The organism is Wolbachia endosymbiont of Chrysomya megacephala, assembly GCF_008245065.1.
Classification (GTDB): Bacteria; Pseudomonadota; Alphaproteobacteria; order Rickettsiales; family Anaplasmataceae; genus Wolbachia.
In genome coordinates this window covers 541,063-564,793 of sequence record NZ_CP021120.1, presented here as the reverse complement: position 1 = coordinate 564,793, position 23,731 = coordinate 541,063, and the positions used below count along the sequence as shown (strand labels likewise).

General features: G+C 34.0%; 25 protein-coding genes, 1 tRNA gene and 1 pseudogene. 18 read left to right on the top strand and 9 right to left on the bottom strand.

Features of this window, described 5'->3' with window-relative positions; translation table 11 throughout:
- Position 1 precedes the first annotated feature (1 nt).
- The 4 genes from fabZ (at position 2) to ffh (ending at position 6,738) form a co-directional block, all read left to right on the top strand.
- A complete protein-coding gene (gene fabZ, locus CAI20_RS02710) occupies positions 2 to 433 on the top strand; it encodes a 3-hydroxyacyl-ACP dehydratase FabZ (RefSeq protein ID WP_006014455.1) in 432 nt (143 codons plus the stop codon).
- 45 nt (positions 434 to 478) lie between these two features.
- A complete protein-coding gene (locus CAI20_RS02705; RefSeq protein WP_149168770.1) occupies positions 479 to 3,547 on the top strand; it encodes a WPE palindromic element domain-containing protein in 3,069 nt (1,022 codons plus the stop codon).
- A gap of 303 nt (positions 3,548 to 3,850) precedes the next feature.
- Positions 3,851 to 5,410: a proton-conducting transporter transmembrane domain-containing protein gene (locus tag CAI20_RS02700; RefSeq protein WP_149168769.1), complete on the top strand. Its 1,560-nt coding sequence runs from the start codon at positions 3,851 to 3,853 to the stop codon at positions 5,408 to 5,410.
- The gene (ffh, locus tag CAI20_RS02695; protein WP_007302411.1) at positions 5,395 to 6,738 is read left to right on the top strand and encodes a signal recognition particle protein; all 1,344 of its coding nucleotides are present in this window, start codon (positions 5,395 to 5,397) and stop codon (positions 6,736 to 6,738) included. The genes CAI20_RS02700 and ffh overlap by 16 nt, the downstream gene beginning before the upstream one ends.
- 279 nt (positions 6,739 to 7,017) lie before the next feature.
- Here ffh and CAI20_RS02690 read toward each other — a convergent pair whose 3' ends face one another.
- Complete coding sequence (locus CAI20_RS02690) at positions 7,018 to 7,719, bottom strand: ABC transporter ATP-binding protein (RefSeq protein ID WP_012481975.1); 702 nt, start codon at positions 7,717 to 7,719, stop codon at positions 7,018 to 7,020.
- Complete coding sequence (locus tag CAI20_RS02685; protein ID WP_012481974.1) at positions 7,712 to 8,494, bottom strand: MlaE family ABC transporter permease; 783 nt, start codon at positions 8,492 to 8,494, stop codon at positions 7,712 to 7,714. The genes CAI20_RS02690 and CAI20_RS02685 overlap by 8 nt, the downstream gene beginning before the upstream one ends.
- A 231-nt stretch (positions 8,495 to 8,725) precedes the next feature.
- On the opposite strand from CAI20_RS02685, the gene rpmF reads away from it, so the two are divergent.
- From rpmF to CAI20_RS02665, 4 genes are all read left to right on the top strand, one after another.
- Positions 8,726 to 8,908 (top strand): 50S ribosomal protein L32, encoded by a 183-nt coding sequence (rpmF, locus tag CAI20_RS02680; RefSeq protein WP_006014434.1) that lies wholly within the window; start codon positions 8,726 to 8,728, stop codon positions 8,906 to 8,908.
- A gap of 8 nt (positions 8,909 to 8,916) precedes the next feature.
- Positions 8,917 to 9,954, top strand: coding sequence for a phosphate acyltransferase PlsX (gene plsX / locus CAI20_RS02675; protein ID WP_006014431.1), 1,038 nt, complete (start codon positions 8,917 to 8,919; stop codon positions 9,952 to 9,954).
- Positions 9,947 to 10,903 (top strand): beta-ketoacyl-ACP synthase III, encoded by a 957-nt coding sequence (locus CAI20_RS02670; protein ID WP_012481973.1) that lies wholly within the window; start codon positions 9,947 to 9,949, stop codon positions 10,901 to 10,903. The genes plsX and CAI20_RS02670 overlap by 8 nt, the downstream gene beginning before the upstream one ends.
- A gap of 142 nt (positions 10,904 to 11,045) precedes the next feature.
- Positions 11,046 to 11,119 (top strand) — tRNA-Arg (locus CAI20_RS02665).
- Between the two features lie 8 nt (positions 11,120 to 11,127).
- Here CAI20_RS02665 and CAI20_RS02660 read toward each other — a convergent pair.
- Complete coding sequence (locus CAI20_RS02660; protein ID WP_012481928.1) at positions 11,128 to 12,078, bottom strand: complex I NDUFA9 subunit family protein; 951 nt, start codon at positions 12,076 to 12,078, stop codon at positions 11,128 to 11,130.
- Positions 12,079 to 12,126: 48 nt separating this feature from the next.
- Positions 12,127 to 13,503 (bottom strand): UDP-N-acetylmuramoyl-tripeptide--D-alanyl-D-alanine ligase, encoded by a 1,377-nt coding sequence (locus tag CAI20_RS02655; protein WP_019078639.1) that lies wholly within the window; start codon positions 13,501 to 13,503, stop codon positions 12,127 to 12,129.
- Between the two features lie 184 nt (positions 13,504 to 13,687).
- Here CAI20_RS02655 and CAI20_RS02650 point away from each other — a divergent pair, with 184 nt between their 5' ends.
- From CAI20_RS02650 to mdh, 7 genes are read left to right on the top strand one after another with little or no spacing between them, the layout of a single operon-like run.
- Positions 13,688 to 14,422 (top strand): hypothetical protein, encoded by a 735-nt coding sequence (locus CAI20_RS02650; protein WP_149168768.1) that lies wholly within the window; start codon positions 13,688 to 13,690, stop codon positions 14,420 to 14,422.
- Positions 14,423 to 14,425: 3 nt separating this feature from the next.
- Positions 14,426 to 14,710: a hypothetical protein gene (locus tag CAI20_RS02645; RefSeq protein WP_019236871.1), complete on the top strand. Its 285-nt coding sequence runs from the start codon at positions 14,426 to 14,428 to the stop codon at positions 14,708 to 14,710.
- A gap of 6 nt (positions 14,711 to 14,716) precedes the next feature.
- Entirely contained in the window at positions 14,717 to 15,085 is a 369-nt protein-coding gene (locus tag CAI20_RS02640; protein ID WP_006014413.1) for an HIT domain-containing protein, read from the top strand.
- Positions 15,086 to 15,102: 17 nt separating this feature from the next.
- Positions 15,103 to 15,456 (top strand): NADH-quinone oxidoreductase subunit A, encoded by a 354-nt coding sequence (locus tag CAI20_RS02635; protein WP_012481929.1) that lies wholly within the window; start codon positions 15,103 to 15,105, stop codon positions 15,454 to 15,456.
- Positions 15,447 to 15,950 (top strand): NuoB/complex I 20 kDa subunit family protein, encoded by a 504-nt coding sequence (locus CAI20_RS02630; RefSeq protein WP_007302257.1) that lies wholly within the window; start codon positions 15,447 to 15,449, stop codon positions 15,948 to 15,950. Before CAI20_RS02635 ends, CAI20_RS02630 begins: the two co-directional genes overlap by 10 nt.
- 1 nt (position 15,951) lies before the next feature.
- Positions 15,952 to 16,527: an NADH-quinone oxidoreductase subunit C gene (locus CAI20_RS02625; protein WP_007302258.1), complete on the top strand. Its 576-nt coding sequence runs from the start codon at positions 15,952 to 15,954 to the stop codon at positions 16,525 to 16,527.
- A gap of 3 nt (positions 16,528 to 16,530) precedes the next feature.
- Positions 16,531 to 17,475 carry a malate dehydrogenase gene (mdh, locus tag CAI20_RS02620; RefSeq protein WP_007302259.1) on the top strand — a complete coding sequence of 315 codons (945 nt, stop codon included), beginning with the start codon at positions 16,531 to 16,533 and terminating at the stop codon, positions 17,473 to 17,475.
- Between the two features lie 5 nt (positions 17,476 to 17,480).
- Here the strand turns inward: mdh and CAI20_RS02615 are convergent, their stop codons facing one another.
- Genes CAI20_RS02615 through CAI20_RS02605 form a run of 3 tightly spaced genes read right to left on the bottom strand, consistent with a single transcriptional unit; the run spans position 17,481 to position 19,339 of the window.
- Entirely contained in the window at positions 17,481 to 18,269 is a 789-nt protein-coding gene (locus CAI20_RS02615) for a TatD family hydrolase (RefSeq protein WP_007302260.1), read from the bottom strand.
- Positions 18,259 to 18,747: an RNA pyrophosphohydrolase gene (locus tag CAI20_RS02610; RefSeq protein WP_007302261.1), complete on the bottom strand. Its 489-nt coding sequence runs from the start codon at positions 18,745 to 18,747 to the stop codon at positions 18,259 to 18,261. Before CAI20_RS02610 ends, CAI20_RS02615 begins: the two co-directional genes overlap by 11 nt.
- Complete coding sequence (locus CAI20_RS02605; RefSeq protein ID WP_019236870.1) at positions 18,740 to 19,339, bottom strand: AAA family ATPase; 600 nt, start codon at positions 19,337 to 19,339, stop codon at positions 18,740 to 18,742. The genes CAI20_RS02610 and CAI20_RS02605 overlap by 8 nt, the downstream gene beginning before the upstream one ends.
- A 128-nt stretch (positions 19,340 to 19,467) precedes the next feature.
- Here CAI20_RS02605 and rsfS point away from each other — a divergent pair, with 128 nt between their 5' ends.
- Together rsfS and tyrS are read left to right on the top strand one after the other, a co-directional pair.
- Entirely contained in the window at positions 19,468 to 19,785 is a 318-nt protein-coding gene (gene rsfS, locus CAI20_RS02600) for a ribosome silencing factor (protein ID WP_007302263.1), read from the top strand.
- Positions 19,786 to 20,013: 228 nt separating this feature from the next.
- Positions 20,014 to 21,276, top strand: a complete 1,263-nt coding sequence (tyrS, locus tag CAI20_RS02595) for a tyrosine--tRNA ligase (protein ID WP_012481931.1) — start codon at positions 20,014 to 20,016, stop codon at positions 21,274 to 21,276.
- A gap of 102 nt (positions 21,277 to 21,378) precedes the next feature.
- Here the strand turns inward: tyrS and CAI20_RS02590 are convergent, their stop codons facing one another.
- Entirely contained in the window at positions 21,379 to 22,131 is a 753-nt protein-coding gene (locus CAI20_RS02590) for an ankyrin repeat domain-containing protein (RefSeq protein ID WP_007302265.1), read from the bottom strand.
- A 509-nt stretch (positions 22,132 to 22,640) separates the two neighbouring features.
- Here CAI20_RS02590 and CAI20_RS02585 point away from each other — a divergent pair.
- Positions 22,641 to 23,021, top strand: a pseudogene (locus CAI20_RS02585) (IS4-like element ISWosp8 family transposase); the annotation flags it as partial.
- A gap of 79 nt (positions 23,022 to 23,100) precedes the next feature.
- On the opposite strand, the gene CAI20_RS02580 reads toward CAI20_RS02585, so the two are convergent.
- Positions 23,101 to 23,652, bottom strand: a complete 552-nt coding sequence (locus CAI20_RS02580; protein WP_007302267.1) for a WD_0033/WD_0034 family tandem repeat-containing protein — start codon at positions 23,650 to 23,652, stop codon at positions 23,101 to 23,103.
- Positions 23,653 to 23,731: the final 79 nt, after the last annotated feature.

Sequence of the window (23,731 nt, the reverse complement as noted above, 5' to 3'; positions counted from 1 at the left end):
TATGCAATGTAATATCAATGATATTATAAAAATACTACCACATTCTTATCCTTTTCTCTTAGTAGATAGGGTCATAGAATGCGATCCTGGTATGAGTATAAAAGCAATTAAAAACGTGACTTTCAACGAGCAATTTTTTATTGGTCATTTTCCTGGCCATCCGATAATGCCAGGAGTTTTGATAATTGAGTCTTTAGCTCAAGCATCTGCTATATGTGTTCTCGGTAAAAAAACAGTAGAAAATAAAGTTGTATACTTTATGTCCATTGAAAACGCAAAATTCAGAAAGCCAGTCACTCCAGGAGATACCTTAATTCTTCAATCTAACTTTGAAGGTTTGCGTTTAGGTGTATACAAATTTAAGTGTGTTGCATCTGTTGGAAAAGAAGAGGTTGCAGGAGCAACAATCTTAGCAAAACTGCAAGATAAATAAAATCTTCATCTATAAGAAACAGTATGTACACTGTATAGTATAAAGATGCAACTGAATTTCAAAGTCTCATTTTCAAACTTATACACTCGTAATGAATTAATAAAGTTAGATAAGGCGTTTTTGGATTACATAAAATCGTGCGATGAAAGCTTGTTTTATTCATTAGTTGAAGCAAGAGAAAAAGCAGCTTCTTCTTCGATGTCATCCCAGTGTTCATCCCAGTGCTTGACACTGGAATCCAGAAAACAAGAAGGATGGATTCCAGCTTGGATGAAAGATGGTTGTAATAGCCAGTTAATAATGGATCTCTCACATTTACTTGATGAATTTATTGCAAAATTTTTCAATATTGAAAAAGAAGTAGAAGAGTTAAAGGAAAAACACAATGACTTTGCTGTAATATACAGATGCAAAAGATTATTTGTTCAGCGTTATGCATTGAAGAAATACACTGATGTAGCAAATATTGATTATGTCACTAACAAATTAAATAGTTTCATTACTTTACCGACAACAGAAAAAAACTTTTCTGAGCAGGTAATGAGTTGGCTTGAAAATAAAGAGGATCACAAAGAAGAAATAGAACTTGCGGCTCAATATGCAGTTTGGAGAGTAAAAAATAAACAGAGTATACTATTTAGCATACATAAGAAAATTGATTACGAAAATCTCGTATCATTCTTGAAAAAAGAAGTAGACGAGGTTGAGGTTCTGTATTCAAATGAGGTGAAAAGAAGATATGGTTTTGATCTAACAAGCAAAAAGGTGAGTTTGAATAAAGCACTAGATAATGCTCACTACTGCATATTTTGTCATAAGCAAAGTAAGGACAGCTGCTCAAAGGGGCTAATCAATGATGACAACACTTTCAAAAAGTCTCCACTTAGAGTTGAGCTGCACGGCTGCCCACTAGAGCAGAAAATATCAGAAATGAATTTGGTAAAAAGCGAAGGATATAGCATAGCAAGTCTTGCAATTGTGATGATAGATAACCCATTATGTGCAGCTACTGGGAATAGAATATGCAATGATTGCATAAACTCATGCATATATCAGAAACAAGAGCCTGTAAATGTGCCAGTGGTTGAAACAAGGATTTTGGACGACGTACTCAATTTGCCGTACGGATTTGAAATATATTCTCTGCTTAGCCGTTGGAATCCTTTAAATTTTCAGCGTCCATTGCCAAAAGAAAATACTGGAAAAAACGTTCTAGTTGTAGGACTTGGTCCTGCGGGTTTTAATTTAGCTCATCATTTATTAAACGATGGGCATAACGTTATCGCCATTGATGGACTAAAGATTGAACCTTTGATCGATAATTTTCAGCTAATTAAAGATTTCAAACACGAAAAATTGAGTGAACGCATGGCAGATGGGTTTGGTGGGGTGGCAGAATATGGCATTACTTCCCGATGGGATAAAAATTACTTAAAGATTATTAGATTACTACTGGAAAGGCGTGAGAATTTCGCACTTTATGGAGGCATTCGTTTTGATGGCACGATTAATGTTGATGATGCCTTCAACTTGGGTTTTGATCACATCGCACTAGCACTTGGCTCTGGCAAGCCACGAATGATCAAAATAAAGAATATGCTGGCTCGCGGAGTGCGCATGGCATCTGATTTTCTGATGTCATTACAACTTACCGGTGCTCTTAAGTTCGACTCCATAGCAAATCTGCAAGTTCGCATGCCGATAGTTGTCATAGGTGCAGGACTCACTGCAATTGATACTGCCACTGAAGCTTTAGCATATTATCCAATTCAAGTAGAAAAATTTCTTCTTCGTTATGAGATATTAGTTGATAAGTATGGAAAGAAATATGTTGAAAAAGATTGGACGGAAGAAGAATATGAAATTGCAAATGAGCTTATATCGCACGCAAAATTGATCCAAGCAGAGCAAGAGTTAGCAAAAAAAGAGAATAGAGAAGCAAAAATATTGGAACTAACTAAGAGCTTCGGGGGAGTGAAAATTATATACAGAAAAGAGCTAAAAGATTCACCGAGCTATCGATTAAATAGCGAAGAGGTGCAAAATGCATTGTCAGAAGGAATCTACTTCATTGAAAACTTAGAGCCTATTGAAATTGTTACAGACAAATATAATCATACTGAGTTGATAAAACTGATTGATACAAAATCCCACGAAATTAAATGTATCAAAGCACGCTCTATTCTCATAGCAGCAGGCACTGAACCAAACACGGCTATTGCAACAGAAGATAAAAAGCATTTTCAACTAAGTAATGGATATTTTATTCATTTAAACTCATTAGGAAAAGAAATAGATCCAGTATTTTCTCCTAAGATGCAGGATAAAGACAGGATATTGGTATATAAGCAAGACAATAAAACAATTAGCTTTTTTGGTGATCTTCACCCTTCGTATAGCGGCAGCGTCGTGAAAGCTATGGCAAGTGCTAAGAACGGCTACCCTATCATTTCTCAGCTTTTGAATAGAGTTAGCTTCATTTCTCCCACTCCAGCTAGAATCTCGGAGTCATATGCACACTTGTATGAATGTTGTAATGTAAGAGTAACTTTCACCAAAAAAGATGTCATTCCAGTGCCCAGACACTGGGATCCAGAAAACTTAATTTTAAATGAGTACATCAGATGGTTGTATAGTCAGAACTGGATTCCAGTGTCAGCTACTTGCATAACACCACCTACTATGCGAATTACCTACAAATTGCAGCATTTGTACACTAAAGCGTCACGCGCTGGAATAATATCAGAACACCTGGCTAACGAAAAATTTTTTAATAGAATCAAAGAGCAATTCACCGCAAAGATTATAAAAATTCAATATTTAACTGACAAAGTTGTGGAAATAGTGATCAAAGCACCACTTGCGGCAAAAAATTTTAAACCCGGACAATTCTTTAGGTTGCAAAATTTTGCAATCAATAGCAGAAAAGTCAATAATACAACCCTTGCTATGGAAGGTATAGCTGTAACCGGCACTGAAGTAGACAAAAAAAAAGGAATTATTTCCACTATTGTGCTTGAAACTGGCGGTTCCACTAATTTATGTAAATGTTTTAAAGAAGGTGAACAAGTAATTCTTATGGGTCCAACTGGCAGCCCTACTGAGGTTTACTAAGTCTGGATATTAAAGTGATGCCAAATTTTATTTCAAAAAGTAAATAATTTACTAACGCTCGTGCACAAATTAAAAATAAATTATGCACGAGTGTAGCACTGTGAATTAGGAGTGCTATATTAAAGCTTACCTCACTATTAAAGCTATCGGTCAGATTAGATTAAAAACCTAATCTGACCGGTTTCTCTATAACCTTCTAAACCCTGATATAATTATATGGTAATTAGCTTAACTAGTGGTTAATATGCAAATTGATTTTATTTGTATGTTGAGGTAGCATAAACCATACTGTTTTACATCATTGTGCAACTTTATAAATTTTTATTGCTATTTCTGTTGACTACATTAATAGTGATAGTCCTAATATTACCTGAAAATTTAGGTACTACACTGAATTGCTCTCATCCAGTTCTAAATTTTGATTTATCTTTTCGTATCGTACTAATATCTTTTTTATCAGTTGCATTTTTAGCTGTTCTACCAACACAAAATTTGACTTTTTCAGAGATGCTATCTTTTGCTGCTTACACTACCTGTTCACTCTGTGCAATTTTATCCAAGCAGATGATATTGGTTATAATATTCTGTGAATTAATGACCGTCAGTGCATTTTTTACTATCGCAGCTGGCTGTAGAGATAGTGGACCTGCAATAAGGTACGCTTGTGTACACTTTTTCGTTGGAGTTATATTAATAGCAGGATTGGCACTTCAAAGCACTAACCTGATAATTTGGGGTTTGTTGATAAACTGCGCTTGTTTTCCTTTTTCATTTTGGGTTGTTGATGCATATCCTGCTGCATCGCTACATGGCACCACATATCTCTCTTTATTTACCACTAAAGTCTCTTTTTTAGTGATGCTTTTACACACTTATAACCTATGGCAAGATTGTACTGAAATATTAGCGCTTGTAGGCGCCATCACTGCAATTTACAGTATTATATTTGCTTCTCTTGAGCAAAATATTCGCAGATTTTTATGCTATAACGTTGTAGGACAAATGGGCTTGCTGATTATTGCAGGAAGTTTGCTCAGTCCTTCGGAAAAAGCAATACCAATTTTGATACTGCATATAATCTTCTCTCTTGTTTATCAATCATTATTGTTTGTGGTCAGTAATTCGATTATTTCACGAACAAGAACAATTAGTTTTAATGGAGTAGGTAAACTGATGTCAGTGGAAGGCATGTGTGCTATAATTGCAATACTTACAATGGCTGCATTTCCTGGAACCGCTGGATTTATTAGTAAATCATACATTACAGCCGAGATTGAAGCAAGTAGTGCTAATTTAGAAGTGTATAAAAACTTATACAAGACTCTAAATTTACTGCTTTATTTAAGCGTGGGGCTCAAGTTTCTTTACTACATATTTATTGCAAAAAGTAAGTCGAAACCTTTAGCAGATAAGGGAGGCAAAATGACTATGATTATTTTAGCATTTATATGCGTAATCGCTGGCAACCCTTACTTACCTATTTACAATAAACCTTCAATTTTTGATCTGGTGTACAATACACAAAACATTTGGTCTCAGTTTTATTTATTACTATGTACCACTTTATTGTTTATTCCTTTACGCAAGTTATTTTTGCCAAGAATAAATTTTAAAATGGATGTTGATTGGATTTTTAGAGCTTTCATACCTTATACTGTCTTGCTGTTCAATCAACTGGTCTTTAAAGTGAGAGAAATGTCTGCCACCGTACTGCAAAACTTGACTAATTCACTTGCTAGTTTATACTTTAATAATATTACTAAACTTAAAGAAGTGCTGAGTTATAGCTCAGTGAGTTTTGTTTCAGCTTCTTCTCTCTTTTTAATGAGTATTCTACTAGCGCTATTATGTTTAAATCGTTAACCGAAAGTTTAAATTCTGTATTTAGTAAACTGAGAGGAAAGTCAATCATTTCTGAAGATGATTTTAACCTTGCCATGCGTGAAATACGTATAGCTTTAATTGAAGCTGACGTTTCACTTGAAGTTGCGAAAAAATTCATCAATGACATTAAAGATAAAGTGATTGGGGAAAAAGTCATAAAAAGCGTTTCTCCATCGCAAATGATAATCAAAATTGTGCAGGATAATTTAGTTGCAGTTCTCGGATCAGAGAAAAGCGACTTAAACCTAGCAGCTAAACCCCCTGCTGTGATTATGATGGTGGGCCTACAAGGTGCGGGTAAAACAACCACCTCAGGGAAGCTTGCTTTAAAGTTAAAAAAACAAAAGAAAAAAGTGATGCTCGCTTCTTTAGACATTTATAGACCGGCTGCCCAAAAACAACTTGAAGTGCTAGGTAAACAAATAGATGTGCAAACTTTACCTGTAGTAATAGACGAGAAGCCCGTTACAATTACAAAAAGGGCACTGGCAGCAGCAAAGAACGAAAATTATGATGTATTAATACTAGACACCGCAGGCAGGCTTCATATTGATAATAATATGATGAATGAGTTGAAAGCCGTAAAGGAAATAGCTTCACCTGCAGAAGTTATTTTAGTAGCCGACGCAATGATAGGCCAGGATTCGGTCAATATTGCCAAATCATTCAATGAGATAATAGGTGTAACCGGCATTATTCTCACCCGTGTTGATGGTGATGCACGTGGTGGTGCTGCTCTTTCTATGAAAATGATCACCGATTGTCCAATTAAATTTATTGCTTGTGGTGAAAAATTAAGTGATCTCGATGATTTTTATCCCGATAGAATTGCAAAAAGGATACTTAGCATGGGTGATGTTGTATCATTGGTTGAAAAAGCTGCTGAGATTGTTGGTCAGGAAGAAATTGATAAGTTACAAAAGAAAGTAAAAAAGGGTAAATTCGACCTAAACGACCTAGTGGGAATGTTAAAGACTCTGAGTAAAATGGATGGCATTAGCAACATAATGAAATTCATTCCTAGTTCATTCACAAAAAAGCTAAGTAGCAGTGTGCCCGATGACAATAAAGTGAAAAAATATATAGCCATCATAAACTCAATGACCGAAAAAGAAAGGCAAAATCCAGATATTTTAAATGGCAAAAGAAGACTTAGAATTTCTAAGGGGTCCGGAACAAGTGTAACTGACGTTAATCTTCTAATTAAGCAGTATAATCAAATGAGCTCTATGGTGAATAAGTTCAGTAAAATTGACCATAGTAAACTCAAAGAATCTGATTTGATGGATATGCTAAGCAGAAAGTAAGTCAGCAGGTAGTGGAATGAAATAAAATCATCAGTTGTAATTGCTGTTGAATAGTAAAGTATATTATTTTAGCGTGAAGTAATAAATTCAATAAATTTCTTCAGTTGGAATTGGCATGATAATCAAAATTGATACAAGTTACTTTATCTATATTTAATGCGCTGTTTTATAGCTAACACACTATACCACCGTAGCACTACACTAGTAACAGACCGAAGGTTATCGATATCTCAAGTTAGGCTAGTTACAGCATCCATAATATCGTTTGTAAACCTGTAGCTATATACAATAAATGAACTTTTTTATATATTCGTTGTTAGTATTTTGTATTTCCTGAACAGTTCCGTGAGAAATGATCTCCCCTTCATATAATACTGCTATTTTGTCAGCTATTTTAAATGCACTATGAATATCATGTGTAATCGTGATAATTGTAGGACGAAGATCTTGAGATAATTTTATTATTATCTCGTTTACTACATCTGACATGATTGGGTCTAATCCTGAAGTTGGCTCATCCAATACAATAATTTCTGGGTTGTGTGCAATTGCTCTTGCAAGTGCCACTCTTTTCTTCATTCCACCTGATAGTTCTACTGGAAACATTTCTGCTATGTTTTCTTCCAGCCCAACATCATTTAACTTCTCAATTGCTAGGCGTTTTGCCTCCTTTATGCTGATATTAAAGCGTTTTTTATAATTAAAAGATATATTTTCCCACACTGTAACGTAGTCAAACAAAGCGGAATTTTGAAATAAGACTCCAAATTTATTTTTGCTTTTACTATTTATTTTAATAGACCCTGAGTCTGGTGTCAGTAATCCAATAATTATTTTTGTTAATACAGATTTACCACTTCCTGAGCCGCCAAGTATGACTAATGATTCTCCTTTCGATATATTGAAAGTTATGTTGTTTAATATCGTTCTATCATCAAAGGATAAGCTTATATTCAATATTGATATTATGGGGCTATGCATGTATTAAAGTAATTAAGTAATTTGCTAAAATTATCAATATAGAGGATATAACAACAGTTGATGTTGTTGCAATACCTACTCCTCGTGCACCTTCCCTACAATGGTAACCGTAATAACAACTTGAAACAGAAATTATGGCTCCAAAAGCAGTCGCTTTCATTAGCCCAACAATAAAATCGTACATATTAAAGAATTGAGCTGTATATTTTATGTATATATTTAAATTGTGGTTAAATTCAAAGACTGCGGTGACATACCCTCCAAATATTCCTATTAGATCTGCACATACTGTAAGTATTGGAAATACTATAACTGACGCTAGAATTCTTGGTACAATTAAATATTTGAAAGGATTGATGTCCAAAGTTGTAAGTGCATCTATTTGTTCAGTGATGCGCATCGTGCCAATTTCTGCTGCAATTGAGGACCCAACCTTTCCTACCATTATTAAGCTGATCAAAACTGGCCCTAACTCTTTAATGATAGTGATCGTAACAAGTTTAGGTACTACTTGTTCTTGATTAATCAATATACCACTTAAGCTACTCTGTAAAACTATCACTGCTCCTATAAAAACTCCAGTGAGCCCAACAATTGGCAAAGAGAAAAAGCCTATCTCTATAATTTGTCTTGCCACATTGCTAAAATAATATGGAGGAATAAAGCAGTGGTATAGAGATTGAATAAAAAATACAAATGCGTTACCAATCCTCAACAGAAAGTTCATAAAGCATCTACCGATTATTCTAACGCTGTCTATATTAAAGGAACTCACTTTACATTTATCTTAGCTAAAATTAGTTTTACTGATTTTATTAAAATTTTTATTAACTTCGCCAGAGTATAGTCAAGATATGTCTTAAGTTCAATATACTTTGATCAAAATGCTTGAGTTTAAGTTTATAAGACTGAATTGTATAAGAAAACCTTATTTATTTTGCTATTTACTCCTTGTAAAAAACATGCTACTAATAAATTGTGTTATATAATTGAATTGGAGTAAGTTTTGGCAGTTCCGAAGAGAAAAAAGTCAAAGTCAAGGCGTAATATGCATCGTTCTCATCATGCTATTAAGCCTAAGAATATTGTAGTATGTGCAACAACTGGAGAATTCATGTTGCCTCACAACATAGCAGTTGACAATAGTTACAAAGGAAAACGTGTTTTCATTAAACAAAAGGCGGAGTAACTCATGATATGTTACCCACGGTCAACAACAACATAGTTATCGCACTTGATGCTATGGGAGGGGATTTTGCACCTCTTTCCGTAATTCAAGGTGCTAGTTTTTTCTTGGATAATCTTGTTGACCCAGGTGTTGAAGTTTTTTTTCATATTTATGGAGATCAGAAAGAAATATCTCCTTTGCTTTCAAAATACAAAAAAGTAAGCGATAACTCCGAATTTACCCATTGCTCTGATAATGTTCTTCCAAATGATAAACCCTCTTTTGCACTTAGACATCGCAAAGATTCAAGTATGAAGGCAGCTGTTGAAGCAGTGAAAAAAGGTAAAGCTTTTGGGATGGTGTCTTCAGGCAACACTGGAGCATTGATGGCTATCTCCAGATTTATTTTAGGAACATTACCCAATATCTATCGTCCTGCTATTGCATCTGTCTGTCCAACTAAGACAAAAAGCTTTGCATTGCTTGATCTTGGTGCAAATGTTGACTGTAATACTGACTCATTATTTCAATTTGCATTAATGGGGAGTATATTTGCAAAAATAGCATTAAAAGTTGAAAATCCTGAAGTCGCTTTGCTAAACATTGGTACAGAGGAAGTGAAAGGTACTGACTCAGTAAGAGGAGCTTTTGAGTTACTCAAAAATGCTCCAAGTATTAACTTCAAAGGATATATAGAGGCAAGTGAATTTTTAGATGGTAATATAGACGTAATTGTTGCTGATGGTTTTGTTGGTAATGTAATGCTCAAGACAGCTGAGGCAACTGCTGGTACTTTTATCAGTCTAATAAAACAGGAAGTATTTAATTCATGGATGACAAAAATGCTTGTCGGCATATTGTTAAAACCCAAGCTAAATAAAGCATTAGAGCGTTTTAATCCTAAAATTAGAAGTGGAGCTATGTTTTTAGGGCTAAATGGTATCATTATAAAGAGCCACGGAAATTCTGATGCTATTTCTTTTGCTCACGCTATAAAATTTGCAGTAAATGCAATCAGTGAAAATTTGAACCAGAAGATAATTAACGGGGTAAGTCATATTGAGTAAAAGTTTCATATTGAGCACTGGTTCTTACCTACCAAAAAAAATTTTGAGTAATAACGAAATTGCATTGATAGTTGAAACAAACGATGAATGGATACGGCAAAGAACAGGAATAGTTCAAAGACATATAGCAGATGAAGGAGAACTAACGTCAGATTTAGCTGTTAATGCAGCAAAAAATGCTATAGAAAAAGCGAAAATTTCAATAGATGAAATTGGTTTGATCATAGTTGCAACAACAACACCTGACAAAACTTTGCCTAGCTGTGCAACGATTGTACAAAGTAAGTTAAAATGTAAAAATGCATTTTCTTTTGATGTACAAGCAGCATGCTCTGGTTTTATATATGCAGTTACAGTTGCTGATTCGCTCATAAAATCTCACAATAGAATAAAATATGCGCTCGTTATTGGTGCTGAAATAATGTCTAGGATTGTTGACTGGGAAGATAGGTCAACTTGTGTACTCTTTGGTGATAGTGCTGGTGCAGTGATAATAAAATCAGAAATGGGTAGCAGCGGCATCATATCAACAAACTTACACTCTGATGGCAATGTGGACATACTATGTACGAACGGAGGGGTATCCTCTACTCGTGATTCTGGAAAGATACTTATGAATGGAAGAGAAGTGTTTAAACATGCAGTGGATAAGTTAACAGCCTCAGTAGAGGAAACTCTGAAATGCAATAATTTGAAAATCATTGATATTGACTGGTTAATTCCCCATCAAGCAAACATTCGTATTATTGAAGCAGTAGTAAAGAAATTAGATTTTCCTATAGAGAAAGTGATTAATACAGTTGATAAGCATGCAAACACCTCAGCAGCATCAATTCCACTGGCCTTAGACTATGCAATACAAGAATCAAAAATAAAATCAGGAAATCTGGTACTGCTGATTTCAATAGGTGCAGGCCTGACCTGGGGTTCTGTGTTACTGCGCTATTAGACTTCCTATTACCCACGCTTCTTTTTTCTCAGTTTTATCGTTACATGCTGTACTGACAAAGTTTTGAGATATTATCACAAACATTATATTCACAAGAAATACTTGACTTCACGTGTACTAAGAAGCATTTTATATATGATGTGTGCCCGTAGCTCAGTTGGATAGAGCAACAGCCTTCTAAGCTGTGGGTCGTAGGTTCGAATCCTACCGGGCACATTCTTCTATCAATGCTTTCTATAAATTTTCAAGTATTCTGGTACCACATTTTCAATTGCTAGTGGTCTAATTTTCATTGTTCCGAGATCATCTGACTTTTCGATTGAACTACTCATCATAACTTTCACCTGATCTCGAGTAAGTATAGGGCTTGCATCTCCGGTTATAGGTTTTAACAGTACAGAAACAACTTTACTTTCTAAGAAAAAGGCTATCAATCTTGCCATTGGAAAAGGTACATTGATCAGTAGACACTTTCTGTTAGTCACATTCAGAATAAACTTTAATAAGCTTTTAAAAGAGTAAACTTTTGGTCCACCTATATTATAAATTTTTTTATCTTGCTTATTAAAGCTGATAATACGGTATACCACTTCAGCTAAGTTTGTTACACATATCGGCTGAAACTTCGTTATTCCACTACCGATTAACGGCAAAAAAGGAAGAATTGTTGCTAATCTTGCAAATTTATTGAAGAAACTATCTTCTTTACCGAATACAAGACTTGGCTTAATTATTATTGCTCCCTGAAATGCTGAAGTTACAGCTTTTTCACCTTCTAATTTACTGTGGGCGTATCTTGACAGCTTACTATTTTCTATTCCCATGGCAGAAAAATGTATCATCATGTATACACTTTTTATTTGCGCAGCTTTTGCTACTCTTTCAGCTACTCTAACATGAACGTCATAGAAATCGTATTTTCTTTTTTCATATAATATTCCTACTAAATTTATAACAACATCACACCCCTCCATACTTTCTAAAATTGATCTTTCATTAAAAAAATCTCCTTCAATTATTGATATTTGTCCTAAATTTCCACATAACTTCAGACAAGCAGCTTTTTCCTGATCACGAGTAAATATTCTTATTAAATACCCCGCCGCTGCCAAGCGTCTTACGATGTGTTTTCCTATAAATCCCGTTCCACCAAAAATAATTATACGTTTTATCACAGTTAAAACTTCCAATAACTTAACTTTAAATTAATACAATAGTTTTATTTAATATTCTATTGTGAATTCCTGCACTATAAGGTCCATTCTCATTCCATGAGAACCTTTAACTAAAATTACATCATTACCTTGAACAATATTAGCTAAATTACTTTTCAATTGGTTAGAATCATCGAAATGCATGCCTTTTATATTCTCCGGTAAAAGTTTATTCAATTCTAACATAAATTTACCAACTGTATGAACTTTATTCACATTTTGTTCTACTATAGAGTCAAGCAATTCTGTATGAAATACTATGCTTTCATTACCAAGTCCTAACATATCGCCAAGTAGTGCCACTTTTCTTAAATTAGAATATGTACCTAAAGTTCTTATTGCAGCCTTCATTGAAGTAGGGTTAGCATTATAGGAGTCGTTAATCAAATGTACTAATTTTCCATTGTATTTAGCTTGATGAACATTACCTCTACCTTCTGTTACAGTAAAATTCTCAAGTGCTAGTGGTAATTTAGATAAATCAAGTTCGAGACTTTGCAAAACTGCTGTAACAACTAATGCAGAGTATGCAAAATGTTCGCCTTTTACAGGTAAATTACAGTTCATAATTTGACCACTGTTCAGTTTGATTTTTAAATTTAGACCGTTATCGTCTCTTATTAGTTCTAACAAACAAACAGTAGCACTTTCATTCTTACCAAAGCTTACTACATTTCTGTTAGCATTTGATAAGAGATAATCATAATGTTCATTATCCTTATTCAAAACCAAAGTACCATTATTTTTCATACCATGTAGAATTTCTAATTTCGCTTGCGCAATATCAAGTAGAGATGAAAAGTTTTCAACATGCGCAGGTTCAATGTTGGTAATAACTGCAATATCCGGATTGCTAATCTTCGATAACTCTTTTATTTCACCAGCTCTACTCATTCCTATTTCAAGGATTAAATACTGGCAGTCTTCTGGCGCTTTTAGAATCGTAAAAGGCAATCCTATATTATTATTCAAGTTACCTTCATTTACATGAGATACTCCATAATGCAACAAAACAGTGTTAAGCATATCTTTTGTAGTGGTTTTCCCAACACTACCTGTAATTGTGATAACTTTAGCATTAACAAGAATATTTCTAATGTAATATGATGCCATATTATGCAAAGCTTTTAGAGTATCTTGCACAATAATTAGAGGAAAATTTCTATATTTATCTTCGCTTACTACCGCAGCAACAGCTCCTTTTAAAAATGCTTCATGTAGAAAATCATGCCCATCAAATTTCTTTCCCTTGAGAGCAATAAATAAATCACCTTTTTTTATGCTTCTTGTATCCGTTGAAATATTTGAGCTATACACCGAATTACAAACACCCTCCCCTCTTCCGCCAGTAGCATCTATAATATTATTTGCGTTCCATTTTAACATAATTTATCTTTAAAGGTAATTTGAACAAGAAAAGCAGCAAAAATACTACATACTTTGGTAATGTACAAATAATGATTGCTATTTCTATAATTCCATCTTATAATAGATATACAAGCTTAAATATTTTCGTCTATAATTGAGTGTGTTTTACTATCTGATTGTAGAAAGTGACTTGGAGGTATGTATGGCAAAAGATGAGTCAAATAAAAAGTCTATTTTGGCTAAGATAAAAGGCGTGTTTTTTCTTGTGCCTAAAGCACTTATTTATCCTATGAAGAAACCGTTTGCTTCAATTGATGAAATGAAGCATGATGCTAAAGTTTCATTAAAAAACGCTGTGAGTGATTTGCCTAAAGAAGAAGAGAAATATGACCCACCTATAAAAACCACAGAAGCTAGTAAGTACCTCGGCATACAAATAACAAAACAAGAAAAAGGTAAGGTAAGTTTTTTAGCGTCAAGAACTTTAACGGGGGATATACCTTACTTGAGTCCAGAGAAATTAGATGAAGTAAGGGAAGATCTGCCCAATATAACTATTTTTAGAGAAGAAAACAAAATTGTAATTGAAGTTGATGTTGAAAAAATTATCCAAGAAATAAAAGATAAAAATCTAGGTATGGATGAAAAAGTAATGAAAAAGTACGCTCTTGAAGGAATTTATAATAAGATTGATTGTGATCTTAAAAATTTGGCAAAAATTACTGGTGGAGAGTTTAAAGTTCACACAGATCGGAAATTGCTGTATGGTATTGCAGAAAAGTTGTATAGTGGATATGATAGTAAAAAGCAGAAGTCACAGGAAGTTGTAAGGCCTATGGATAAAGAAAAGTCATCAGAGAAAATTTTAAATAATTGGCAAAAAGCTATTAAACAAGATTTTGAAAGTTGCGAAAGCATAAGAGGTAGGGGGAAATAAATTATGGAGAGTGTTATGAAAGAAGTTCAAATAGAGGAAAGGTATCATAGCCTAACTGTTCCTGGAGATATGTATCATTTACAACCAGAAGTTATTGCTGCAAGAAGGGCAAATAGAATAGAAACTTTTTCAAAAAGACACCAAATGGACTATGGGTCAATTTTGCGTGGACAAGATATACAGCTAAAAGACGACGTTTCAAGTCTTGAAGATGCTTCTAGCGAAGCAGCAATAAGCCCACCTTCTACACCAAATCATAAGCAAAATAGAAGAGGACCAGGAATTTAATAAAGTATGGGTAGTACAGCTTATGATGACACTAATATCTTTGCTAAGATATTAAGAGGTGAGTTGTCTTATGAGGAAATACATAAAAATGAAAATGTGCTGGCTTTTCGTGATAAGTATCCTGATGCACCAGTTCATATTCTAGTTATACCAAAAGCTCAATACGTTTCATACGATGATTTTGTTCTGAAAGCTTCCGAAGAGGAAATAGTAAGTTTTTTTAAAACTGTTAGAGAAATAGCACATAAATATAACTTAGAAAAAACAGGATATAGATTAGTTACTAATCACGGTAAAGATGGAGAGCAAGTTATACCGCACTTTCACATACATATTTTAGGTGGTAAAAGATTAGGAAAGCATGTAAATTCATAGTGTTATATGTTTTTTAAATGAGTGAATATTTAACCATATTAATTTTTATCTGTGTATCAATTGTAGTATCCTTTACTTTAGGTGTATTACCTATGTTTCTTGCAGTCAGTAACCCAGATGGTGAAAAGCTTTCTACATATGAGTGTGGCTTTAATCCTTTATCAAGAGCCAGAAAAAGTTTCGACATAAAATTTTACTTAGTTGCAATATTGTTCATAATATTCGATTTAGAAATTGCTTTTCTTTTCCCTTGGGCCGTTTCTTTATCTAAAATAAGCTATTGCGGATTTTGGTCTATGATGATATTCCTTGCAATACTTACTATAGGCTTTCTTTATGAGTGGTGTAAAGGTGCGTTGGAATGGGAATAAATTTATCTAATGGCGACTGGAATCGTTACAAAAAAGAAGGTTTTCTTATCACTAAATTTGGCGATTTAATAGATTATATAATGAACTGGGCAAGGTCTGGTTCATTGTGGCCAATGACATTTGGTCTTGCATGTTGCGCAGTAGAGATGATGCACACTGCATCCAGTCGTTATGATCTTGATAGATATGGCATAATCTTTCGTGCAAGCCCAAGGCAAGCAGATGTTATGATTGTTGCTGGCACGTTAACTAATAAAATGGCAGCAGCATTGCGTAAAGTTTATGATCAAATGGCAGATCCCAAATACGTCGTCTCTATGGGAAGTTGTGCAAATGGCGGTGGCTATTATCATTATTCTTACTCAGTAGTCCGTGGTTGCGATAGAATTGTGCCAGTTGATGTGTATGTTCCTGGATGCCCTCCAACTGCTGAGGCGTTGCTATATGGAATGCTATGTCTACAAAATAAAATAAAACGAACTAAAAATATATAGCATGGATAAAACTGCAAAATACATACAAAAAAAGACTAAATGTGAATGTATTCAGAAAAATGATGGCACTATTGTAATATATTCAGCTTTGAATGACATTGAAAATCACTTACTCTTTCTACGTGATGATGAAAAGTGTAGGCTTGAATTATTAGTTGACGTTTTTGGAGTTGATTACCCAGATAGAGAAAAACGTTTCGAGCTAATATACAATTTGCTCAGCGTTGTACACAATATCAGAGTGCACATAAAGCTTCAGTTATGTGAAGGTGATATACCTCTAAGTGTAGCAAAGATATTTAACGCAGCTTCGTGGTTTGAGCGTGAAGTATTTGATATGTATGGAATAGAGTTTTCTGATCACCCAGATTTACGTAGGATTTTAACGGATTATGGATTCAAAGGTCATCCAATGTTAAAAGATTTTCCTCTCACTGGCTACGAGGAAGTAAGATACGATATAGAGGCAAAAAAGGTTGTATATAATCCTATAGACTTACCACAAGATTTTCGTATGTTTGACAGCTTATCCCCTTGGGAAGTTAGTAAAGCCACAAAAGTAAATATAAAGGAGTAGAAAATGACAGCACAAAGAAAAAAAATATCTTTGATTGGTGCAGGAAATATCGGTGGGACTCTTGCCCATATGATTGCACTAAGAGAGCTAGGAGATGTTATTTTGCTTGATGTAAGCGATGGAATACCACAAGGTAAAGCACTTGACATTACAGAATCATCTCCTATTGATCGATCTAATGTCAATATTACTGGTACAAATAGGTATGAAGATATAAAAAACTCTGACGCAATTATAATAACTGCTGGCATTGCCAGAAAACCTGGAATGAGCAGAGATGACCTTCTGCAAACTAATGCTGCAGTAATGAAAGAGGTTGGGGAAAATATTAAAAAACATTCTCCAAACGCATTTGTAATAGTGGTTACCAATCCTTTAGATGCTATGGTTTCAGTAGTATACAAATCTTCAAGCCTGCCAACTAATATGATTGTTGGTATGGCAGGAGTGCTTGACTCTGCTCGTTTTCGTTATTTTCTTGCAAGTGAGTTAAATATTTCTGTCGAAGATGTATCTGCTTTTGTGCTTGGAGGACATGGTGACACTATGGTACCACTAATCAATTATGCTTCAATTGCTGGCATTCCACTTACCCAAATCATTGAGATGGGTGTGATTACGCGAGGAAAAGTTGATGAAATAGTTGAGCGCACTCGTAATGGTGGAAAAGAAATAGTTGATCTACTTAAATCTGGATCTGCATACTATGCTCCTGCATCTTCAGCCATAAGCATGCTAGAATCATACTTAAAAGATAAAAGGCGTATATTACCATGCGCTGCTTATCTTAATGGTGAATATGGTGTGAAAGACTTATTCATTGGTGTTCCTACTATTATTGGCAAAAATGGAGTTGAGAAAGTTCTAGAAGTTAAAATGAACGATAGTGAACAAGAGATGTTTTATAAATCTGTAAGTGCAGTAAAAGAGCTCTGTCAGCTAAATTAATTGCCCTATAGAATTTCTTTGAGCTCAAGCTTCGAAAACAGTCTAAAAAAATTATTTGTAGTTATTTTTGCTACTTCTTCTGGCGATTCATTCCATAATTTCGCTAAACAATTCACAACGTATTTCACCATTGCTGGTTCATTTTTTTTTCCTCTGTAAGGCTCAGGTGACAGGTAAGGTGCATCAGTTTCAACTAAAACACGCTCACGTGGCACATTTTGTGCAATTTCTCTTAGTAAGTTCGCATTTTTAAAAGTAATAATTCCAGAAAATGAAATGTATAATCCCAAGTCCATAGCCTTATAAGCAAGCTCTTTAGAAGAAGCAAAGCAATGCATTACTCCACTAAAAGCGTCCTTCTTCATTTCTGAATTTAACATATCAATCATCTCACTATCAGCACTTCTAGTGTGAATAACTAAAGGTAATCCTGTTACTTTTGCCGCTTCTATGTGTGATGCAAAACTTTTTTTTTGATTGCTTTTGTTATCAGATTTATAAAAATCTAATCCGGTTTCACCGATACTAATTACCTTTTTGCCCTTAGTAAATTCAATCAATTCATCAGCATTTATACACTCACCTTTTTCCACAGTAGTATCAAGCGGATGTATACCAACGGAGCAGTAGACTTGATCATAGGATGAAGAGATTTTTAATAATTTAGGGATATCATTAATGCTTATACATATGTTATGCAAAATTCTCACACCATTTTGCTCTGCTCTTGAAATTACCTTTGGTATTTCATCATCAGAAAAATAAATTAGATGACAATGAGAATCAACTATCATAAATAGATCCTTTTATGATAGAAGAAAACTCTTCTATCACTTTTTTATAAACTTCTTTTTTGAACGGTATAGCACTGGCTACCAAATCATCCACATTTTGCCAACGCCACTCTTTGAACTCTGGATGATCAGTATAGTTAATATTAATATCCTTATCCTTCCCACAAAATTTCATTAAGAACCACCTTTGCTTTTGGCCAGAATATCTCCCATTCCAGCATATCGGTATAACTTCCTCGGGTAAGTTGTAATATATCCACTCTTTATTTTGAGCCACAACTTCTGCTTCATCAGTACCAACTTCCTCCAATAGCTCACGTAGCGCTGCCTGCTCTAGCTCTTCACCTTCATCAACTCCTCCTTGTGGCATCTGCCAATAAGAGTCACTATCAAAACGTTTTCCAATAAAAATATTTCCCTGTTTGTTAAATAACATTATGCCAACACAAGGGCGATACTCTTTCTCCTCACTAATCACAAATACTCTCTGTTGCTAAATTATCTATCATAGAAGTTCCAACTACTTTTTTACTATTCATTTTTTCAACAATTTTTTTTGCAACTTCTTTTGCGCTTAAGTTTGAGCTATCAATTTCAAGTGAACCTTGAGGGACAAATAGTTTCTTTCCTTTAATTCTTCTCATAGCAAAATCTGAATCAGTAATTTTTCTCTCCTGCTCTCTTTCCTTTAATTGAACGCGCTTTACTAGTTCTCCACTATTACAATATAACACCACAGGGAGAATCTCCACGTTCATTTTTTTACTTAAATTCACCACTGAGTTGTATACTTTTTGATCATAGGAATCACCTTTTATCAATTCGTTTGTAAATATATAATGCTTTGATTCTATATGGTATTTTTCCAATATTGCTAACATATTCTCTCTAATCACAAAAATTTTTTCCCATATTTCACTTGTAACCTCAGCATTTCTGAAGTCAATCATACCAAATATAATATTATTAAACAGGTTATTGTCTACTATCACCCCATCAATAATATTACACAGCTCTTTTGCAATCGTAAGTTTGCCACTACCCGGAAATCCGATTAAGTAAATGATCATACCATCAGAAAACTATCATATATTACAAATATATGTATTATAAACGTCACACTAGAAACATATCAAAAATAGTTCATATTCAGAAATTTTGAGTGTATCATTACAGATAAATTATATAATTTAGAATAATGAATGGTGATACAGAATCAATAAAAAATACAATTGTAGATGTAATAGATCAAAACAAAGGTCAAGATATAGTTACTTTTGATGTACAGAATAAAACTGTCATTGCAAAATATATGATCATTGCATCCGGTGATTCGAGCCGCCATGTAAAAGCATTAGCTGAGCACGTGATGAAAAATCTCAAGCAATATGATAAAATAGATGTAGAAGGTATGGATGAAGGTAACTGGGTGATTGTGAATTTTCAAGGTATAATGGTTCACCTATTCAGGCCAGAAGTAAGAGAATATTATAAGATAGAAGAGTTATGGAATTGATTATCCAGGTAGCTGGTATACACTTTCAAATGTTGTAATTTTGAAGGCAACCCTTATGAAGTTGGTGGTGTCATTCCAGTGCTTGACGCTGGAATCTAGAAAACTTAATCATAAACGAGCACACTATACAACATTTTTGATGAAATTTCATAATAAACTGGATTCCAGCGTCAAGCACTGGAATGACACCATCGTTAACAACACCGTTTACACACAAAATAACATATTATGAAACATAAATCCGAGTTTTTAAACTTCATTCAAGAAAGAGGATACCTATATCAATGTACAAACATTGATAGGTTAGACCAGCTATTATCACAAGATAATTATATAATTGCATACATTGGGTTTGATTGTACGGCACCAAGTTTGCATATTGGCAGTCTCATTCAAATCATGATGCTCCGTCACCTACAAAAATTCGGTTATAAGCCAATAGTTCTACTTGGAGGTGGCACAACAAAAATTGGTGACCCATCTGGTAAAGACAAAGCAAGAAGCGTCTTGCCGATAGAAGATATCAATCAAAATATACTTGGTATAAAGAAAACCCTCGAGAAGATGATATCTTTCGATTATGGAAAAACTGGTGCAATCATAGTAAACAACGCAGATTGGTTAGATAACATAAAATATATAGACTTTTTGCGTGATATAGGGACACATTTTTCTGTAAATCGCATGTTAGGCTTTGATAGTGTGAAAATTAGGCTAGATAGGGAGCAAAATCTAAGCTTTCTCGAGTTTAATTACATGTTGTTACAAGCCTATGATTTTGTCGAGTTGAATAAAAAGTATGGCTGTCGTTTCCAGATTGGAGGGTCAGACCAATGGGGAAATATAGTAAACGGAATTGAACTTAGCAAAAAGTTAAATTTACCTGAGCTGTTTGGTCTTACCACACCTCTTTTATTAAACGCACAAGGAAAAAAGATGGGCAAAACTGAAAGTGGGGCAGTATGGCTTGATGGCAGCATGCTAAATTCTTATGATTACTGGCAATATTTTCGCAATGTTGATGATCAAGATGTTGGTCGTTTTTTGAGGCTTTTCACTGATTTACCAATTGATGAAATTAAAAAACTAGAGTCCTTGAAGGATCAAGAAACAAACGAAGCAAAAAAGGTTTTGGCAACAGAAGTGACGAAAATATGTCACGGTTGCAAAGAAGCCGAACTTGCACGATCTGCTGCAATCTCTGCTTTTGAAAATGAAGACAGTTCATTGCTTTCTGGTTACACTATTACAAAAGAACAAATTGCAAATGGTATACCCTTGATAGACCTGCTGTATGACACCGGTTTTGAACCTTCAAAAGGTGCAGCAAAGCGTTTAATACAAGGCAATGGATGCAAAGTTAATGATAATACTATAAACGATGTTAACTATACAATAAACTCTGAAAGCTTTAAAGGTCAGCCATTTATAAAATTATCTGCAGGAAAGAAACGACATATTAAAATTTTAGTGAGTGAAGTAAGAAAGTAAATTTGTCTCTGTTCAGCAGAATAGCAAAATAAGGTAGCCAAGAAAAGACAATTATAGGAACAAATGGATATCATTAAAGCAGCTGACACTGTGGCAGAATCGCTAGGCAACCCTACTATCGCTAGCAGTTTCTTGCTGTCGATTTGCTGAGATTGGTTTATCAACTTGAGTGTCAGGCTTTGACAATTTATATATAGCATTGCCAACTATTAATGCTGTTGCTGTAATTGCAACTACTGCTATAACTATAGGTATTAACTCAGCTGTAATTGCTCCGGCTGTAAAAAGTGCTATAGATATAGCAGTACCTAATAATGCAGTTACTCCACCGGCAATCCACCCTTTCTTAATTGCTGGACAATTAAGATAGTATAAAGGAGTCTCTCCCCACATATCTACTGCATTAACATTGACACCTCTTTCTACAAGAGCATCTATTATGGCCATACTGCGAAATAAAGCAGCATAGTGTAAAGGAGTCCTTCTCCATATATTTATTGCATTAACATCTGCACCTTTTTCTATGAGAGCGTTTGCTATGTTTATACTATCAAGATAAGTAGTATTATGTAAAGGAGTATCTCCTTTTACATCTTTTTCATTAACATTTGCCCTTTTTTCCATGAGAGCCTTCGCTATATTTTCTAGGTTAAAGGAAGCCACCAAGTGCAAAAGAGTCGCTTTTTCACCATCTTTAAACACATAATTTATATCAAAGCCAGACTTTTCCCACTCTTCATATTCCTTTGAATATCTTTTCAGCTCATTTTGTATTTTTTCAATTACGTTATCTTTGCTTAAATCTTTGTCAACATTAACTAAACTCAATAATTCGTGCCAATTTGAAATTTCCATTGCTATAACCTTACCTTTAATTTTCAATAATGTATTTAATTATATGATAAGAAGTCAATTTAAATAAATTACACATACATGGAACTTATCAGATAAATATATAATATGAACTAGATTCCAGCGGGCTTTGTTGCATCACTATCTATGAAAGGCTAACTATACAAGCAGCTTATTGAAAATCTTATTTTTTGCAATCTATCTGATTAAATTTAAGAATAGTAATTTATTGTTTGTACTAGTAAATTTAATTCTACTTAAAATAGCTAAAGCATTGAAATTCTTGAATTCTAGCTAGATTAGTGAATGATAGTAAAACTTCTTTTACTTAAATTTAGATATTTACTGATTGTCCTTACTATAAATGCTAGAATAATAAGCTACTGATATTCTACATTTTATCTTTTATTCATCGTAGATAGCGATGCAACAAAGCCCAATAGCGTCAACTTAAGAAAAGATGTTAAGGAATAAAATACTGTAAAAAATAGGACCTTTGGTTTCTATTTTATTTCAATAAAGAAGATATCAGTAAAGCTTATCTATTAAGTGTCACATAGAGGAGTGCTATAAACGACTCAAAGTAGAAGCAGAATTAGAGAATTTTTCTGGGATAAATTTAGAAACAAGAATTTTGTGCAAACTTGGTCATGTGCAATACTTCATATGTGTAATGCACAAGAGCCTTGGAACCCAGATCAAATTGCTGAGTATCGTTTAAATTTTTCAGTTTTATTTGGTGTAATGAGACAGAAACTTTATCAGGTGCTTATTAGCACCAAAAAACTTTCAAGCCCTTTTTAAAATACGCACTAAAGTTAACTTGAAGATTGTATAGCCGCAATAAAGTAGATAAGCCTAAACGCCATAATGTCTTTAGGAGAGCTTGCTAATTCATTCTCTTAAGTTAACGCCATTGCCTGAACAGATACATAAAAAAGTAGTACTTGCAAGAAAGAGTTACTTAAGAAATTAATTAACTTTGCTATTTTCTCTAACATACCTAGAAGAAATAGATACATTATCTAATGCAGTCCTAATACTAGCATTGTTCTCATTAACAACTACAGCTAGCTCACAAGCATTCAAAGTATATCTACCATATGGAAACAGTACAGTACTTACTTCAGTAAATGCATCTTGTAGCATGCTACTATTTTTAGCTCGTATTAAAGTAGAATTGACACATTCATTATTACCTTTATATATAGCAAAGGCAAATGGTTTAATGACATACGTCACGCCTGGAAACTGCACAATATCTTTAGAAGTAAGGATATTTCGTAGTGTATCACTGTTTTGAACTCGTATTAAAATAGAATTGATACATTCGTTATTGCCTTTATATATAGCAAAGTTAAGTGGCGTTAAAGTACACGCTATAATACTTAAATACTGTACAATATTTCTAGAAGAAAGAATATCTTGTAATATACCATTTTCTTGGGCTGTTGTTAAAATAACATTAATATACCTTCCCTTATTATGATGTATGGCAAAGCCAAGCGATGTTAAGGTGTACATCAAACCATTTTGATAGTTTATAATATTTGGAGCAGTAAGAATATCTTGTAGTATACCATTGTTTTGAGCTTGTTCTAAA

Bases quoted from the DNA above. Each gene is read 5' to 3' on its own strand.
- CAI20_RS02625 (WP_007302258.1), top strand. From the start codon at position 15,952: ATGGATAAAACTGCAAAATACATACAAAAAAAGACTAAATGTGAATGT.
- ffh (WP_007302411.1), top strand. From the start codon at position 5,395: ATGTTTAAATCGTTAACCGAAAGTTTAAATTCTGTATTTAGTAAACTG.
- mdh (WP_007302259.1), top strand. From the start codon at position 16,531: ATGACAGCACAAAGAAAAAAAATATCTTTGATTGGTGCAGGAAATATC.
- plsX (WP_006014431.1), top strand. From the start codon at position 8,917: ATGTTACCCACGGTCAACAACAACATAGTTATCGCACTTGATGCTATG.
- rsfS (WP_007302263.1), top strand. From the start codon at position 19,468: ATGAATGGTGATACAGAATCAATAAAAAATACAATTGTAGATGTAATA.
- CAI20_RS02690 (WP_012481975.1), bottom strand. From the start codon at position 7,719: ATGCATAGCCCCATAATATCAATATTGAATATAAGCTTATCCTTTGAT.
- CAI20_RS02615 (WP_007302260.1), bottom strand. From the start codon at position 18,269: ATGATAGTTGATTCTCATTGTCATCTAATTTATTTTTCTGATGATGAA.
- tyrS (WP_012481931.1), top strand. From the start codon at position 20,014: ATGAAACATAAATCCGAGTTTTTAAACTTCATTCAAGAAAGAGGATAC.
- CAI20_RS02650 (WP_149168768.1), top strand. From the start codon at position 13,688: ATGGCAAAAGATGAGTCAAATAAAAAGTCTATTTTGGCTAAGATAAAA.
- CAI20_RS02705 (WP_149168770.1), top strand. From the start codon at position 479: ATGCAACTGAATTTCAAAGTCTCATTTTCAAACTTATACACTCGTAAT.
- fabZ (WP_006014455.1), top strand. From the start codon at position 2: ATGCAATGTAATATCAATGATATTATAAAAATACTACCACATTCTTAT.
- CAI20_RS02645 (WP_019236871.1), top strand. From the start codon at position 14,426: ATGGAGAGTGTTATGAAAGAAGTTCAAATAGAGGAAAGGTATCATAGC.
- CAI20_RS02590 (WP_007302265.1), bottom strand. From the start codon at position 22,131: ATGGAAATTTCAAATTGGCACGAATTATTGAGTTTAGTTAATGTTGAC.
- CAI20_RS02605 (WP_019236870.1), bottom strand. From the start codon at position 19,339: ATGATCATTTACTTAATCGGATTTCCGGGTAGTGGCAAACTTACGATT.
- CAI20_RS02630 (WP_007302257.1), top strand. From the start codon at position 15,447: ATGGGAATAAATTTATCTAATGGCGACTGGAATCGTTACAAAAAAGAA.
- CAI20_RS02655 (WP_019078639.1), bottom strand. From the start codon at position 13,503: ATGTTAAAATGGAACGCAAATAATATTATAGATGCTACTGGCGGAAGA.
- CAI20_RS02635 (WP_012481929.1), top strand. From the start codon at position 15,103: ATGAGTGAATATTTAACCATATTAATTTTTATCTGTGTATCAATTGTA.
- CAI20_RS02580 (WP_007302267.1), bottom strand. From the start codon at position 23,652: ATGTACACCTTAACATCGCTTGGCTTTGCCATACATCATAATAAGGGA.
- CAI20_RS02640 (WP_006014413.1), top strand. From the start codon at position 14,717: ATGGGTAGTACAGCTTATGATGACACTAATATCTTTGCTAAGATATTA.